This window comes from Arthrobacter arabinosi (assembly GCF_054511115.1).
In genome coordinates this window covers 1-14,584 of sequence record NZ_JBTNDF010000016.1, presented here as the reverse complement: position 1 = coordinate 14,584, position 14,584 = coordinate 1, and the positions used below count along the sequence as shown (strand labels likewise).

General features: G+C 62.8%; 16 protein-coding genes. 8 read left to right on the top strand and 8 right to left on the bottom strand.

Features of this window, described 5'->3' with window-relative positions; translation table 11 throughout:
• Positions 1-224: 224 nt before the first annotated feature.
• Positions 225-917 (bottom strand): recombinase family protein, encoded by a 693-nt coding sequence (locus tag ACX80P_RS16625; protein ID WP_459279215.1) that lies wholly within the window; start codon positions 915-917, stop codon positions 225-227.
• A 606-nt stretch (positions 918-1,523) separates the two neighbouring features.
• Between ACX80P_RS16625 and ACX80P_RS16620 the strand changes: the two genes are divergently transcribed.
• Positions 1,524-2,165, top strand: coding sequence for a response regulator (locus ACX80P_RS16620; RefSeq protein ID WP_459279214.1), 642 nt, complete (start codon positions 1,524-1,526; stop codon positions 2,163-2,165).
• A gap of 46 nt (positions 2,166-2,211) precedes the next feature.
• Here ACX80P_RS16620 and ACX80P_RS16615 read toward each other — a convergent pair whose 3' ends face one another.
• Entirely contained in the window at positions 2,212-2,610 is a 399-nt protein-coding gene (locus tag ACX80P_RS16615; protein ID WP_459279213.1) for a hypothetical protein, read from the bottom strand.
• 290 nt (positions 2,611-2,900) lie between these two features.
• On the opposite strand from ACX80P_RS16615, the gene ACX80P_RS16610 reads away from it, so the two are divergent.
• Both ACX80P_RS16610 and ACX80P_RS16605 read left to right on the top strand, forming a co-directional pair.
• Complete coding sequence (locus tag ACX80P_RS16610) at positions 2,901-3,098, top strand: hypothetical protein (protein ID WP_459279212.1); 198 nt, start codon at positions 2,901-2,903, stop codon at positions 3,096-3,098.
• A gap of 223 nt (positions 3,099-3,321) precedes the next feature.
• Positions 3,322-4,137, top strand: coding sequence for a PAS and ANTAR domain-containing protein (locus ACX80P_RS16605; RefSeq protein ID WP_459279211.1), 816 nt, complete (start codon positions 3,322-3,324; stop codon positions 4,135-4,137).
• Positions 4,138-4,435: 298 nt separating this feature from the next.
• On the opposite strand, the gene ACX80P_RS16600 is transcribed toward ACX80P_RS16605, so the two are convergent.
• Positions 4,436-5,044 carry a MarR family winged helix-turn-helix transcriptional regulator gene (locus tag ACX80P_RS16600; protein ID WP_459279210.1) on the bottom strand — a complete coding sequence of 203 codons (609 nt, stop codon included), beginning with the start codon at positions 5,042-5,044 and terminating at the stop codon, positions 4,436-4,438.
• A gap of 488 nt (positions 5,045-5,532) precedes the next feature.
• Positions 5,533-6,348 carry a mechanosensitive ion channel family protein gene (locus ACX80P_RS16595; RefSeq protein ID WP_394253115.1) on the bottom strand — a complete coding sequence of 272 codons (816 nt, stop codon included), beginning with the start codon at positions 6,346-6,348 and terminating at the stop codon, positions 5,533-5,535.
• Between the two features lie 312 nt (positions 6,349-6,660).
• On the opposite strand from ACX80P_RS16595, the gene ACX80P_RS16590 reads away from it, so the two are divergent.
• A complete protein-coding gene (locus ACX80P_RS16590; protein WP_459279209.1) occupies positions 6,661-7,494 on the top strand; it encodes a YsnF/AvaK domain-containing protein in 834 nt (277 codons plus the stop codon).
• A gap of 153 nt (positions 7,495-7,647) precedes the next feature.
• Here the strand turns inward: ACX80P_RS16590 and ACX80P_RS16585 are convergent, their stop codons facing one another.
• The 3 genes from ACX80P_RS16585 to ACX80P_RS16575 form a co-directional block, all read right to left on the bottom strand.
• Positions 7,648-7,893: a hypothetical protein gene (locus ACX80P_RS16585; RefSeq protein WP_394253119.1), complete on the bottom strand. Its 246-nt coding sequence runs from the start codon at positions 7,891-7,893 to the stop codon at positions 7,648-7,650.
• A 215-nt stretch (positions 7,894-8,108) separates the two neighbouring features.
• Positions 8,109-9,362, bottom strand: a complete 1,254-nt coding sequence (locus ACX80P_RS16580; protein ID WP_459279208.1) for an AI-2E family transporter — start codon at positions 9,360-9,362, stop codon at positions 8,109-8,111.
• A gap of 696 nt (positions 9,363-10,058) precedes the next feature.
• Positions 10,059-10,235, bottom strand: coding sequence for a CsbD family protein (locus tag ACX80P_RS16575; RefSeq protein WP_394253123.1), 177 nt, complete (start codon positions 10,233-10,235; stop codon positions 10,059-10,061).
• A 418-nt stretch (positions 10,236-10,653) separates the two neighbouring features.
• On the opposite strand from ACX80P_RS16575, the gene ACX80P_RS16570 reads away from it, so the two are divergent.
• From ACX80P_RS16570 to ACX80P_RS16555, 4 genes are all read left to right on the top strand, one after another.
• Entirely contained in the window at positions 10,654-11,295 is a 642-nt protein-coding gene (locus ACX80P_RS16570; RefSeq protein ID WP_394253125.1) for a hypothetical protein, read from the top strand.
• A gap of 514 nt (positions 11,296-11,809) precedes the next feature.
• Positions 11,810-12,178 (top strand): hypothetical protein, encoded by a 369-nt coding sequence (locus ACX80P_RS16565; RefSeq protein WP_459279207.1) that lies wholly within the window; start codon positions 11,810-11,812, stop codon positions 12,176-12,178.
• A gap of 602 nt (positions 12,179-12,780) precedes the next feature.
• Positions 12,781-13,023, top strand: a complete 243-nt coding sequence (locus ACX80P_RS16560; RefSeq protein WP_459279206.1) for a hypothetical protein — start codon at positions 12,781-12,783, stop codon at positions 13,021-13,023.
• A 280-nt stretch (positions 13,024-13,303) separates the two neighbouring features.
• Entirely contained in the window at positions 13,304-13,873 is a 570-nt protein-coding gene (locus ACX80P_RS16555; protein ID WP_459279205.1) for a hypothetical protein, read from the top strand.
• A gap of 4 nt (positions 13,874-13,877) precedes the next feature.
• Here ACX80P_RS16555 and ACX80P_RS16550 read toward each other — a convergent pair whose 3' ends face one another.
• A complete protein-coding gene (locus tag ACX80P_RS16550) occupies positions 13,878-14,225 on the bottom strand; it encodes a hypothetical protein (RefSeq protein WP_459279204.1) in 348 nt (115 codons plus the stop codon).
• Positions 14,226-14,584: the final 359 nt, after the last annotated feature.

Here is a 14,584-nt window from a genome sequence, read left to right as displayed (position 1 = left end):
CGGTCTCTTGACCCCACCGGCGGTGGCAGAGCACGCTGGGTGATCAGGTGGAAACCCGCACTCAACGCGTTCGCGATAACCTTCGCCGGACGATTCGAGAAAACAACTTACTGATGAAACGCCGGACCCCACACACCGTTTATCGGACAGTCCCACCGTCCACGAGACACTTCCATCTGTGAGCCGTGATGTGAGTTTTCGTGGAGATGGCGGGGTTCTATCGATCAACTTGGCGGGGTCTGTTGCTGTGGTGACGCCAAGAGAGTGTCGTATGGGGCGAGACTGGGAGGCGGCCTCGTATCCAACGGGAGTCCTTGGACGACCTTCTCCACGAGTGCTGTCGCAGCGTCTGTCTCGCTATTGCGGGCCCGGAGGTAGGTGTAGACGGTTTCCCGGCTGATCCCGAACTCTCGGGCGAGGACCGCTTTGGGCACGCCGGCGTCGGCTTTCCGGCACAGTTCAGCCGCCTGCTCCGGGCTCAGCGATGGGGCGCGTCCCTTGTAGGCGTTTCGTTGTTTCGCCAGGACGATCCCTTCGCGTTGGCGCTCACGGATGAGGGAGCGCTCGAACTCCGCGAACGCACCCATCACATTCAGCAGCAGGGTCGCCATTGCGTTGTCCTCACCGGTGAACAGCAAGTTCTCGTGGACGAACTCCACTCGGACCTTCTTCCCGGTGAGCCGGCGGACGATACTGCGCAGGTCCTCAAGATTCCGGGCGAGCCGGTCCATGGAGTGGACCACCACGGTGTCGCCGTCTCGCACGAAACCGATCAGGTCCTCCAGTGCCGGCCGGTTCTGGTCCTTGCCCGAGGCGTGGTCGGTGAACACACGATCGAGGACCACCCTGTCCAGTTGGCGGACGGTCTTCTGATCGAGAGTGCTCACCCGTACATAGCCAACCCGCTGCCCTGTCACTGACACACCTTCCGTTTTCGACGCTCATGTCAGGTTGAACTCTAGACCTGAGGACAAGGCTGTCTATCAAAGCGAAAAGTGATCCTAGACGGACACTTTGTGCCAACGGACCTGACGTGGGGTTGGGGTGTACCCCAGACCGACAGCAACCCCGCCACCCCAGGGCAGAAAAAGTTCGCCTCTCTCGTGAAAGTTCACAGCCTCCGGGGGATGTCTTTGAAGGAGCGCGCGATGCGCCACCGCTCGATAGCCTGCTCCGAGCGTGGTCCGCGTGCCGGGATTCGTGAACCCCTTCCTGAACCCGTCATCGGCTGCGAGACTCACAGGCAGTGGACTCCTACACAGGGCCCCAATTAGACCAACCACAACCACAAGGTCACTCCCGATGGGTGAAGCGCGGCATCACCTCGGTACTGCAGTGTGAAGCTGTCGTGACCTCTCGGACTACCCGGTGATACGAAAAGCGGACGCCGGCCACGCCGATGGTCGATGTCATGCAGTGTTCGTCAAGGTCAAGGTCAAGGTCAAGGTCAAGGTCAGGGTCAGGGTCAGGGTCAGGGTCGAGGACGTGGAGGGGTGCCGGGTGCAGGCGAGCAGGATTATCAGATGAGGGACGTTACGGTGTTCCTTCTTGAAGATCATGAGCTGGTGCGGTTGGGACTACGAGAGCTGCTGGAAACGCAAGGATGCGTGATTGTCGGCGAGACCGGGTCCGCCGAGGAAGCCACACGCCTGATTCCGCTCCTGGCACCTGATGTCTCGATCCTGGATGTGCGGCTCCCGGATGGAACGGGGATCGAGGTGTGCCGGGATGTGCGCGCCATCGACCCGTCCCTATGCTGTGTCATCCTGACCAGTTACGACGATGACGTGGCGGTACGAGGTGCGCTGGTGGCCGGGGCTTCGGGGTACATCCTGAAGGAGATCCGTAACTTCGATCTGGTCGGGAAAGTCCGTCGGGCCGCTGCGGGAGAGTCTTTGTTCGAGCCGGGGATGAGGGAGCGCATCATCGCCGGGCTGCATGAGGCGCCGGAGGACGATGGGCGACTTACCTGCCTGACGACGCAGCAGAGAAGAGTTTTGACGCTGGTTGGGGAGGGCCTGTCGAACCGGCAGATCGCCGTTGAATTGGTGCTGGCCGAGAAGACCGTCAAAAATCACGTGTCCTCGATCCTGGCGAAACTGGGCTTTCAGCGTCGATCCCAGGCCGCCGTCTACATCGCCACGGTCATCGACTCCGGCCGCTAGGCAATGAGCCCGTCCGGTAAACGGTGGGGGCCGGGTGTTGGGGTTATCAGGTGGTGTCGTTGATGAGCCACCAGATGTCGTCCAGGGTGTATCCGCGGTGCTGGGTTCGGCTGGCGGTATGGGCGTGGTCGGCTCGCATGGCGACACCCGTGTAGGCCCAGTCCTCGATGGTGGCCTGGCTGTCGGCGGCGTAGCGGACCCATAGTGCGTCGTGCCTGTCGCGGGGGAGCCGGATGATGGCCCCGTACGGGCCGCGGAAGTCGTCCTCGGGTCCCTCGAAGCGGATCGTCAGGTAACCGTATCCGGCCTGGACGGACTCCAGGCGTAGTCCGCTCATCCGAGGACACTTCGCGAATGCGTCCTTCGCGGCCCGGACGTAGTCCTCGGGCCCCGGACCGGGCTCCGGGCCGGTCTGTGAGCCGAGCTGCGGGTCTAGTTCTTCCATACCGATCAGTGTCGCTCACCGCTTGATCCGGGGTAGGAACCGACCCGAGGATTTGCTCCCGGCCGACCATAACTGTAGGAAGGAGAGCCTTATCATCTGTCAGGCTAAGGGCGTGCCCGAAGGCACATGGTGGCCGGGGGCCTTAGTCGAGGTTGGTTTCGCTCCATAATGGGTGCATGGGGATGGATCAAGTACATCGCAGGGTACGACGCCGGATGTCGGGGATGTCGGGGATGTCGGGGTGGTTGGGGGTGCATCGGGCCGCTGTCCCGGCACTGGTGGCGTTACTGATGATCGTCGTGGCGTGGACTGTTGGTGCCTATGGCGGGCTCCGGTATCTGCAGGACGCATCCTCACCGATGGCGATCCTGGGCGGTCTGTACCTGATGCTGGCAGGGATGGGCGTATCCGTTGTCATCGCTGTCGTCGCGGTGCACTATCTCATCGGTCACTTTTCGCAGTCCAGGGAGCCCCTGGACCGTCCCTGAACAGGTAATGCCGGCATCTGCAGATGACATCGGTTCGTCGTGAGGTAGTGGCTGACGGGGCCCGCCTGAGGGGTTGGTCGAAGAAGCGCGCGGATGGGCCCGTTGGCAGGGTCGGTAGGGTCGGTTGGGCCGGTGGGTGTTGATAGGCTCGGAGCTGTCTGTCGGGATGAGGTCAAGCAGCTGGCCCCGCTCAAGGTTTGTACGATGATCGGCACCCGTTTTCATGTCTCGTCCCAGGCTTCCGCGTCCTTCTCCTGATCCTGCTGCAGCACACACTTCTCAGGGATCCTCCGGTGGCAGGCGTGGCACGCCACCGGGCAGTGCGGTCCCCCTCGCTAATCGTCCGCCACCATCTGGTACCCCAGCTCCTTCACGGAGGCCAGGACCTCAGAGGGCTCCGGTATCCGACAACGCCGCATTAGAGGGGCCTAGGCCCCTCCTGGATCAGGTGGGTGCCTTCGCGTACATCATCGACACGGCCACACTGACCTGGGACGAGGGGATGTACGCGATCCACGGGTATGAGCCCGGAGACATCGTGCCGACCCTCGAACTTGGGTTCGCGCACGTGGGGCCCGCCTACCGCGAGCAGGCTCGGGCACTAGGAGATGAGGCCCTGACCGCCGGCGGAGCGATTGCCTGGTACTACACGCTGATCGATGCGCGCACCCGGCCCCGACGGGTCCTTGCGATCATCGACCCGCTCGTCGAGGACGGCAAGGTTCGCGGGATGCGGGGATTCCTGATCGATATCACCGCCCCCGTGCGTGATGAGACGGCGATCGCCGCTAATACTGCGGTGGCCCGTTCCGCCGAGAAACGAGCGGTCATCGAGCAGGCCAAGGGAATGCTCATGGTCACCCAGGCCATCAGTGCGGATGAAGCCTTCGCCCGGCTGAGCCAGTACAGCCAGCGCGTCAACCGGAAGATCAGCCTACTCGCCCAGGACATCCTGGACGCCATAGCAGATCCCCAGATCCTGCGGACCCTCACCCGATCAATCTGCGCCGGCCTAGAAGCAGATGAGCGGACCCGATGACTGCCCGATAGCAGGCAGAAAGCGGCCAAAGTCTATGAGGATTTTTGGTCGTACTGTTTTTCGGCCGAGTCTTGACCATCTCCTGGTTTCCTGTGCTCAACTAGTAAGTGCACTTACCGTTCCGGTCAAGAAGCCGGCCGGAGTGAGTGCCCCGATGGTGCCCGGGCCCGCTGTGAGGGTGCCCGGGCACCTTCGCGGGCCACGTCATCGCGTCCTTATGTTGTTGGCTTCGCTTGGCTCGGCTTCTTATGTCCGGCTGTTCCGGATGCGGATACTTTGAAGCGTTTGCTGACGTGAGTCAGGGTCGGGCTAGGGGTGCCGGTGACACAGTGCGGTCGTCGTCGGCTGCGTCGCTCTCCGCTGTGGTGATGACGGCAATCAGGAAGGGCCGGAGCGCGTTCAGGGCCGCCTGCAACCGATCATCATGTAACTGATGATCGTGCAGCTGATCATCACCTGACACGCCGCTGATCTCATCATGTCCGGGTGCCTCACGATCCCGAAGGCAATCATGGTCTTCGTGCTTTACAGGACGAGCCCGACGACGGCGATCGTTGTGATCAGTCTGGTGTGTCCGGCCTGCCGTCGCGGTCAGGTGACGGGCGGCGGCGAGGACCAAGCGTCCCTGGTCGGTGATGTCAACGGTGAGGTAGTTGCGGTGCCCGCTGGGGTGCCGCGTGACCCACCCGTAGTGTTCGAACCGGCTCAGGAGATGTCCGATGGTTTGCGGTCGCACATAGAGCAAGTGGGCCAGGCGGGCTTGTTCCATGGCGCCGTTGCGTTCCAGGTCCTCCAGTGCGTATAGGCCCGTGGGGGTCAACCCGATGCCCCGCAGGGCGGTGGTGTCCCGGGTGCTGAGCTTCCGCGCCGCGACCACCAACACATGACTCGTCTCGAGCGAGATCATGATCCGAATACCAACCCTAGGCGAATTGTCGATCGTCGCACCGCTGAGGACCGGACCACAAACGGGCGGACCACGAACTAGTGACCCACAAACGAGCGGACCACGAACTGGTGACCCGCGTGCGGCCGGACCACGAACTGGTGACCCGCGTGTCGTTGAACTTCGTACACGGGATTTCCGTCCTTTCTGCCTTGTATCTTGTGGTTACCCGGCCGTTCCATGCTCGAGTTGACGGCGAGTTGACGGCGAGTTGACGGCGAGTTGACGGCACGTTGCCGGCACGTTGACGGCACGTTGACGGTAGGTCGCCAGTTCGAGGCCGACTGTGCCCCCGTGGGCCGGTAGCGGTCGAAAAGGGCCTTTCGCATGAAGGACTGTGCGCGTGAAGAGCGGTCCTGGGGCGTGAAAGGGCGGGGCCGGGTATGAAGGATGCGGGCAGGGCACGAAGGTGCCCTGCCCGCTTCGCAGGTGGGGTGCCCGTGGGTGGGTCAGATGCGGTGGGCACCGTCGGGGCCGGAAGTGTGCCGTTTCGCCGGACTTACCTGATCCATCTGGTTCGTCTGGCTCGTCTTGTGTACTGAATTTTTGGCCTGCTGGGTCTTGTTCTTCAGCTGCTGGCCGGCTGAAGGTGCGGCATCGGCGTGGGCCTTGATTTTCGGTGCTTCTTCCTCGGCCTTGTTCAGGTAGCCTTCCCAGCGGCGGGACATCGGGCCGATGAGGCCTCCACCGACACCGACGACGATGACACCGACAATGGCGGCGAGGACAGCGATCAGGATCGGGGTGGTGACCGTGGTGGCGATCTCAACCTGGTTCAGGGCGGCGATGATGCCGATGCCGAGGATGAAGACGCTGGCGATGTTGGCGAGGATCTTGCCGTAGGACAGGCCACCGAGCGCGTTCTGGATCAGGGACTTCACGGCAGCGGCGATGGCCGCTGCGATGACGACGATGACGATCGCGACGATGATCTTCGGCAGGAACGCTATGATGCCCGCGAGCAGGTCGCTGACCGGGTTGGGCCCGAAGACACCGAAGGCGAACTGAAGGACGAACAGGACCAGAAAGTAGTAGACGATTTTCGAGACGATGTCGCTGGCATCGAGGGTGGACTGGGCCAAGGCCTTCTTCACGCCGCCGCGCTCCACGGCACGGTCGAAGCCGACCTTCTCCAGGAGCTTGTCCAGGGCCTTCGCGATGACCTTCGCGATGATCAGGCCAACGACGAGGATGACCAGGAACAGGACGAGCTTCGGTACGAACTCCACCACCGTCGCCAAACCGGTTCTGAGTGTTTCTTCCATAAGGTACTCCTTCAAAGAATGGGTGCTACGAGACGTGGTGCATACGACGCCGCCACATAAGGGATCTCCGTACGAGGGCCATCGTGTGAGGCGTACCGGGCGATCACGTCATCGGTCATCATGACAAGCTAAGTGCAAGGCTACTTATTATCAGCCTGCTTAGATAGTGTAGGCGTACGGAGTGCACGGCAAGCAGGCTCCTCCAGCTGACGTCCGTGCAGTACGGGATGTCCGCGCAGGACTTCAGCCTGATCTTGATCAGCGCCGTACCGCGACGCCTTCGCTAAACCATTTTCGACAAGGGAGCTCTACATGATTTCGCAGAACGATATTGACGTCATCCTCTCCGGGCGTAGCACCGTCCTGGACACCCAGGGCGCGAAGATCGGCTCGGCCGGTCAGGTGTATCTGGATGATCAGACCGGTGAGCCGAGCTGGGTAACTGTCAAGACGGGCCTGTTCGGCACCTCTGAGTCGTTCGTGCCCCTGCAGAACGCGAGCCTCGCCGGGGACGATGTGTCCGTCGCGTACACCAAGGACCAGGTCAAGGACGCACCGCGGATCGAGGCCGACGGCAATCTCAGCCCCGAGGAGGAGGACCGCCTTTACCGCCACTACGGCCTCACCAACCCTTCCGGGCAGGGCACTGCAGACAACACCGCCGGTACCACCACGGGCATGACCGGCACCGGGCGCACCGACCGGTCGGAGGCACGGGGCACGGTCGGGCGCGACACGTCCGGTCCGACGACCGATGATGCGATGACCCGCTCCGAGGAGCAGCTCCACGTGGGCAAGGAGCGCCGCGAGGTCGGGAAGGCACGTCTGCGCAAGTACGTGGTGACCGAGAACGTGACCAAGACCGTCCCGGTCCAGCACGAAGAAGTCCGTGTCACGCGCGAGCCGATCACCGACGCCAACCGCGGTGATGCCCTGGACGGGCCGGCGATCAGCGAGGAAGAGCACGAAGTCGTCCTCCACGAAGAGCGCGTTGTCGTGGACAAGGAAGCCGTCGCCGTCGAGCGGGTCCGCCTCGACACGGAGACCGTCACCGAGCAGCAGGAAGTCTCTGACACTGTTCGCAAGGAACAGATCGAGATCCTCGACGACACCACCAATAACCCCGGCACGAAGAACAAGCGCTAACGGAGAGCACGCGTTAACGGAGAGCACGCGCTAACACCGCACGCTCGACCATCAAGAAGGCCCGTACGGTCCCTGCGCAAGCAGGACCGTATGGGCCTTTTCTATGCTGGTGCTGGTGCTGGTGCTGCTGCTGATGTTTGTCGGGAGGTGCGGTTAGGAGCCGTAGTTCTCGAAGATCAGATCCTCGGTCGACTTGTCCCACTGCATCGCGCTGGCGTGCTGGATCAGTCGGGCCACCGTCGATGCTTCATCGGCGGGGACCACGAGGAGGTGCTCTTCCACCCCGTCGTCGAGGGTGAGTTCGAAGGTGTAGGAACCGGGTTGGTTCTCTCCGGTCGTACTGCGGACCACATCAACACTGGTGACTCGACGGATATTCTTTCCCTGGCCTGCTGGCATGCGCTGTTCCTTTCATGATCGCCACCGTGATCATTGTTGCGGTGGCGGGAGTGGATAGCTGTTGCTACGGGTCACATCTTGCGCCGGTGGTGCGTTCGCGAAGACCACCGGCACCCCGTAACGCTCTCAACGCTACTGATTGATCAGTAGGCTGACTAGTTCTCAGGGCAGGTTGACTCCCGATGCGCCAGACCCGTCGAGGCGGACACAGTGGGCTAGGGGCGTGGTTCCGCGTCCGGATCTCTCGTGGCGGGATTACCCGTGGCCGGTTCACCCGTGTCGGGTTCCCCCGTGGTCGGGTCCTGGGTGTCGGGGTCCAGGCTTTGGTGTCTGGGCGCGACCAGGGATCGCTCCGTGAGCAGTGCCGGGTTGATCTCGGGCAGCTCCGGCAGCACTGGTTCGCCCGCACCGTTCTCGGGGAGTGTGCTGGGGCCGTGGCCTTGTTCGTCCATGAGGGTGTGGGTTTCGGCGAGCAAGATTTGATCATCGGTGATGAGGTGGTCGGATTCGGCGTTCCAGGCTTTGATCCCGGCCCAGGCTACGGCGGTGAGCGGCACGGCGAGAATCGCGCCGATGATCCCGGCAAGGACTGTCCCCGCGGTCAGGGCGACCAGGATCACGAGCGGGTGGACGCTGAGTGTGTGGCCCATGACGACAGGTTGCAGGAAGTTTCCCTCGAGCTGGTTCACGAGGATCACGACGCCGAGAACGATGAGGGCCGTGACCGGCCCATTGGTCACCAGCGCCACCACGGTAGCCAGGGCCCCGGCCAGTGTCGCCCCGACCAGGGGGATGAATGAGCCGATGAACACGATGATCGCCAGCGGTACGGCCAGCGGAACCTGCAGGATGACCAACGCTGCACCGATAAAAAACGCATCGACGGCGGCGATGATCGCGGTGCCGCGCACGTACCCGCCGAGGACGGATAGTGCCTGGTCCCCGACCCGGCGTGCCTTCACCAGGCGCACATCCCGAAAGAACCTGAGGATGAACGCCCAGATCTTCTCCCCGTCCTTGAGGAAGAAGAACAGGATGACCATCGTCAGCAGACTTCCCGTGAGGAAGGTCGTGGCCGCACTGAGACCTGCCAGCGCCGTCGAGCCGGCCGTGCTGCTCGTGACGAAATCCACGACGGCGTCCCGGGCTGCCTGCAGCTGGGCATCACTGACAGGGATCGGGCCGTTCTGCACAAGATCGAGCAGCTGGTTCGCTCCCTGCGCGGCTTTGATGACAAGGATGTCTGTCTGGCCGATGACAGCAATAACAACACCTGTGGCCAGTGCGCCCACGCAGAGCAGCAGAAGGGTGAACGCGCTGGCCGTCGCCACCGAACTGGAGCATCCCTTGCGCCGCAGCCAGGACACGAACGGGCCGATCGCCGAGGCCAGAATCAAGGCGAGCAACAACGGGATGATCACCAGGCGCACCTGAACCAGCGCGAATACCAGCACCGTGCCCAGGAGCATGACCAGCAGGACCTGAAGAGACCGGCCCGCCGCCCGCCCCAAAGCCCCCTCCCAGAGGAACGACCCGGAACTCCGGTTCAGGGTGCCACGCTGCGCCATAAATGATCCCACAAACCTATCCCTTCACCCGGCCGACCAGCACCACGCCAGTGGCCCCTACGAGAGGGCAATCAGGTGTGCTGGGCTGACTCCACCCAGAAATAACAGCAGACTTACTATCGTGGCGGTAGTAAGTCCCACCACGCAAGCAGCATCACCTGCACGCGAGCACCCGCATGGAGCGCACCCGATGGAACACCCGCGTGAACCGCACTCCCTGTCGCAGCAAGATGGAGGGCCAACATGGAGGACCAATAAGGACAGTTAGATACGAGCAACTCGGCGGGCAGCATGTGCGGCGAAGACGCCCGGTCATGAACGCGGCGCCGGGTGTCAATAATCGCAGCCTAGGGAAGCGCTTCAGCGCTTCAGGTGCACACCGTTCAGAAAAAGGAGGAGAGCGCGTCCAACGGGACGCACTCTCCTCCTGACCCCCAACCCCCCGGCATCTAGACCTTGACTCCTAGACCCTGACTCCTAGACCTTGACTCCTAAATCCTGGACCCCGGCGCGTGGGCCTCAAAAATCCTGGAAGCCGTGGTCCCGGGGTCCCAAAGTGGATGGTCGGGGTAGGTTGCGGGACCGAGGTGTTGCGGGTCAGTTTTTTGTGAAGACGTCCTTGATCTTCTCGCCCGCCTGCTTCAGGTCCCCCTTGGCCTGATCGGTTTGACCCTCGGCCTTGAGGTCCTGATCCCCGGTGGCGTCACCCGCGGCTTCCTTGCCCTGCCCGCCAAGCTTCTGAGCGGCATTGCCAATCTTGTCATCGAGTCCCATGATGCTCCCTTCAGGATTGAATCAGACAGTACGTTTCAACAGTGCAGCACCGACAACATGTCGGCCCTTCACTTCTAGCACGGACCCGACGGACGGGTCGGGTGGAACCCCGCATCCTTCGTGGCGGATGACCAAAAGCACACAAGCTGCTATGGGCCAGCCCCGGGTGCCACCACGCACACGGAGGACCTCAGTGGCGCTCCGCATCCTGCGCAGCAATGCCAGATGCCGCCCAGGGTCGTGCGCGAAGAGGTCGGGGCGCCCCTTACAACTAGTAAGCATACTTAGCTATTATGGTGGGACCTAGGTGACCTATCAGCTGCCGGAGCTCTTCAAGGGGTTTGTCGAGGCAGCTATACCGGCCGTCGAGAGAGTGGTGGTCGGACGAGGTAGGCACGATTAACGAAAAGGACTTGTCATGACAGAGCACAACACTTCCGGGGCGAGTACTCCCAGGAACCGGCGCGATGATGTCGTGGCCGCGCAGAAGGAACGCTTCGGTGGCATCAAATTCGGCTCCGCGTTCTTCGGTTGGCTGACCGCGATCGGGTTGACCGTGATCCTCAGCGCTCTCGCCACGGCGATCGGAGCCGGCGTGGGAGCCGCGAACACCAACGGCGCCTCCGACGCCGCGAACCAGGCCACTGAGAACGCCGAAACCATCGGCATCGTCAGCGGGATCGTGCTGGCGATCATCTTGTTCGTCGCGTACTACTGCGGCGGGTACGTCGCCGGGCGCATGGCGCGATTCGACGGCGCGAAGCAGGGCTTGGCCGTGTGGTTGTGGGGCATCATCATCGCGATCGTCCTGGCGATCCTCGCCGCGGTGGCCGGGGACCAGTTCAACGTGCTGTCCACCCTGAATGGCGTCCCGAGCATCCCCGTCGATGGCAGCCTGCTGACCGCCAGTGGCCTCATCGCCCTGGCAATCGCGGTCCTCGTGCCCCTGATCGGTGCGATCCTCGGCGGCAAGGCCGGCATGCTCTTCCACCGCAAGGTCGACCAGGCCGGCATCGACCACCAGGCCGACATCGATCAGCAGTATCGTCGCGGGAACTGATGGGACACCCTCACCCTCAAGCGGGGAACCATCTGAACGGGCCCTTCCTCGCCCTGGACGCCCATGCTACGGGAGGCACCCGATTCCACGACGAAAAAGGACATACTCTGGCGTGGGTCAAAGCCGACATTTTCCCGCCCGTGGGAACCACTGTCATCCTCCCCGATGGCAGCACCGTGTACGTGACGAGTGTGTCTTTGGATCTCAGTAGTGAGGACCAGATCGCCCAGATCTCGGTCCACCTCGGCGCAGCCCCCACCCCGGGCCACCCAACACCGGGACACTCGACAATGGACCACTCGATAGTGGACCCCTCGACGGCGACCCATGTGAGAGCGGGTCTCTCCGACGCCGTTCCGGCAACACGCCTGCCAGCCTCATAAGGGACGTAACCATGCAGAGGGCTGGCCTGGGTGTGCCTACGACATTGCGCGCCGGCAGCGGAGTCCCTCCATCCTCTGTCCTCCCCGGGACGTCCCGGGGAGGACAGAGGACGCATCTCTTGAGTCGAGCGATGCGCCTCCTGGTGGTGGTGCTACTGGTTCCCGCCTGTACCACCAAGACCGGAACCCCCGGGCCCGACACCATGAGCCGTGAGCAGATGGTGACGTACCGGACGGGTACGGATGCGCTCTGGTACATCACCCTCAGTGGCGCCGGGCACGAGGACATCGACATTGATGCCAGGCGTTGCATCATGGACCCTGCGATTGCCGAATGGTGGCCATCACCGGGCGCGGTTTCCTCGGACCTGGCTATCGTGCTGCCGCCCGACGCCACCGAAGACGACGCGCAGAGAATCGTGGGCTGCTTCCAGGAAGAGCTCCCCGAGAACGCACTGACACTCACTCGTCCCGCGAAGAAACAAGCCGGACAGCGTTGACCGATCACCCCATTCCCTGCCCGCTTGCAGGCGACCACCTCAACTTGTAGGCGACCACCTCAAGGACACGCCGGTCACCTGTTGAGCCGGCACCGGCTCCGGTGCTCGTGCGAACCGCCAGGCCCGGCAGCACCTCACCGGATACGCCTCAACGAGCACCTACACACCGTCACACGCTCCCCACCAACGCCATCCAGCGCACCCCTACGGGGCCGGCCGCGACATGGTCAGACCCCGACCGGTTTGATGGTGACCACCAAAACCGGCCGAGGCCTCACCCCAACGATAAAAGCATCGCGCTGCTCAGCCAAGCCCGATACTGAACACGCCCGAAACACCGTTACTGAGACAGACTCGACCCGACGGGAAGGGACGGGACGGGACGGGGTGGAGGTAGGAGTGGGGGTGGGTGAGAGGCTACCGGGCGCTGCTGGGAGGGGCGTCCACTGCCGTCTAATGACTAGCCCTTCGCGGTGGCCTGCTTGATGTGGACGGGTTTTGGGCGTGCTGTCATGTACGACGGGATATACACGACATCGGGGCCTCGTCCAGATCCGGTCCCCTCGGGCGCCGGGCAGCGGCCTCGATCTACACTGTCGGGTATGGGTTCACTGACTGCGTATCGTGTCGTGGTGGCCGGTGTCATCCTCTTATCGCTGGGTGCCTGTAATGACGGGACCACGGCGGAAGAGCTGGAGAAGTGCATGGAGGACCGGCAACCCACCATCAGTGCTGCTATCGACGCCGGCACCGACACCGAACAGGCCTATCAAGAGGCACTTGAGGCGTGCGGGAACGGCCGGCTCGGTGACATTGAGCGCAGCAAACTCTTCACCCAGCCGTAAGTCACACCCCCGCGGCCACGCACCGGGGTACCACCGCTAAAACCGCGTACACCGCCGGCGTACCCGACAGACGATGAACCGGCCCGGCATCACCCGGTGACCCCGGCGACAAATGATACCCAATCGCCATCAGCAGGCATGCAGGCATGCAGGCAAGCAGGCAGGTAGGCGGGCGGGGAAGTTTCGGCTCGTTTCGGACGCCGTAGATGAATGGATTGATCAACACGTGGACTGGTGCTGGAGTAATGCGCGAAGAAGCAGCGTGTTGCATGATGGGCCCATGATCCCTGTCCTGGATGTGGCCGTCGTCCGCGCCCTGGCAGCAGATTTGCGTTCCACCCGCGAGGCGTTGAACTTCGTGGACAGATTCGACGCTCTGCTCTCGAGCCGCCTGCAAAAAATCCATGACGCCCTCATGACACAGGACCTCGAGCAGATGAACGTCGCCTTGTTGGGCCTGCATACGAGCGCTGCGATGGTCGGAGCAGCACAACTCCACCACTGCACAGGCCGCATCCTCGGACACCTCAGTCGGTGGCCGTTCTCCGCAACCGCATCACGGGCCATCATGAAGGACCTGGCGAAAGAAGCCGTACAGTTCACCCGGGCCTACCGGAGGATGCGATCACGACAAAACCTTCACCCCGATCCGGACCCCGCCCCCGACCCCGATGTCGCCGGCCACACGACAGCGCGAACGACCCGTCTCACCGACACAACCCGTTCCCCGCGAATAGTCTCGGGTGCCCGCACCAGGGCGAGCCCGGCGGGGCCAGCAGCTTGCTTCGTGCCCGCACTCCTCACAAGGGGACCTCTTCACCCAGAACTCGCTGACGCCTTGACGCCTTGACGCATCATGGGTCCTGGTGACCTTCGTCGGGACGGTCGAAGCGGGCGCGGACCTCTTCGGGCGGGAGGTCGAGTGTGCGGGCGATCTCGCGCCACCCCGCGCCCTCGTTGCGGGCAAGGCGGACCGCGGCCACGAGTTCCCGGTCGGCTCGCTGCGCCTGTTTCTGGCGGTTGACCAGCAGGGCCTTCCAGTCTTCAATGAGCCACCCGCGTCCGAAAAGGTCGTCGTCGCTGCACTGCTCGAAACAGTCCCCCAGCAGACGGTACGAGGTAAAGATTTTGACTGCTTTGTCGGGGGTGAGGTTGTTGAACTGATTGGTGTCATCCGGGCCGGCGTAGGGCGGTTTCCTCATCGAGTCGTCTCCTTGAAAAATCTGATGATCTGGAACAGGGTCGGTCAAGCCCGGGGAAGTGGTGTGGTGCCTTTATCTGGTGAGCTGGTTCCCTTTGCTCCGACCGATGAGGGCAGGACACGCTGGAGAGCGAAGTGGATCCCGGGCGTCACATGCGTCCGTGATGATCGTCGTTGAGCTGCAGCTGAACCTGCTACTGAAAATCGCTGGAACCACTGGGATCGTTACAGACCCTCCTGACAGGATCAAGGGGAGGACGATACTCATTGCTCAAAGCTGCTTGGGACTGCCCCGGATTTCGTTGACTCTCGGGGTTTAGTGTTGTCAGGCGGCTTTGAGGCCGTTATTGAGTATCTCAA

What these genes read in the sequence shown, in the direction of transcription:
- ACX80P_RS16585 (WP_394253119.1), bottom strand. Translation starts at nt 7,893, where the DNA reads ATGCCAGCAGGCCAGGGAAAGAATATCCGTCGAGTCACCAGTGTTGAT.
- ACX80P_RS16590 (WP_459279209.1), top strand. Translation starts at nt 6,661, where the DNA reads ATGATTTCGCAGAACGATATTGACGTCATCCTCTCCGGGCGTAGCACC.
- ACX80P_RS16555 (WP_459279205.1), top strand. Translation starts at nt 13,304, where the DNA reads ATGATCCCTGTCCTGGATGTGGCCGTCGTCCGCGCCCTGGCAGCAGAT.
- ACX80P_RS16550 (WP_459279204.1), bottom strand. Translation starts at nt 14,225, where the DNA reads ATGAGGAAACCGCCCTACGCCGGCCCGGATGACACCAATCAGTTCAAC.
- ACX80P_RS16560 (WP_459279206.1), top strand. Translation starts at nt 12,781, where the DNA reads ATGGGTTCACTGACTGCGTATCGTGTCGTGGTGGCCGGTGTCATCCTC.
- ACX80P_RS16610 (WP_459279212.1), top strand. Translation starts at nt 2,901, where the DNA reads ATGATCGTCGTGGCGTGGACTGTTGGTGCCTATGGCGGGCTCCGGTAT.
- ACX80P_RS16615 (WP_459279213.1), bottom strand. Translation starts at nt 2,610, where the DNA reads ATGGAAGAACTAGACCCGCAGCTCGGCTCACAGACCGGCCCGGAGCCC.
- ACX80P_RS16605 (WP_459279211.1), top strand. Translation starts at nt 3,322, where the DNA reads ATGTCTCGTCCCAGGCTTCCGCGTCCTTCTCCTGATCCTGCTGCAGCA.
- ACX80P_RS16620 (WP_459279214.1), top strand. Translation starts at nt 1,524, where the DNA reads ATGAGGGACGTTACGGTGTTCCTTCTTGAAGATCATGAGCTGGTGCGG.
- ACX80P_RS16565 (WP_459279207.1), top strand. Translation starts at nt 11,810, where the DNA reads ATGCGCCTCCTGGTGGTGGTGCTACTGGTTCCCGCCTGTACCACCAAG.
- ACX80P_RS16575 (WP_394253123.1), bottom strand. Translation starts at nt 10,235, where the DNA reads ATGGGACTCGATGACAAGATTGGCAATGCCGCTCAGAAGCTTGGCGGG.
- ACX80P_RS16570 (WP_394253125.1), top strand. Translation starts at nt 10,654, where the DNA reads ATGACAGAGCACAACACTTCCGGGGCGAGTACTCCCAGGAACCGGCGC.
- ACX80P_RS16580 (WP_459279208.1), bottom strand. Translation starts at nt 9,362, where the DNA reads ATGCTCCTGGGCACGGTGCTGGTATTCGCGCTGGTTCAGGTGCGCCTG.
- ACX80P_RS16595 (WP_394253115.1), bottom strand. Translation starts at nt 6,348, where the DNA reads ATGGAAGAAACACTCAGAACCGGTTTGGCGACGGTGGTGGAGTTCGTA.
- ACX80P_RS16600 (WP_459279210.1), bottom strand. Translation starts at nt 5,044, where the DNA reads ATGATCTCGCTCGAGACGAGTCATGTGTTGGTGGTCGCGGCGCGGAAG.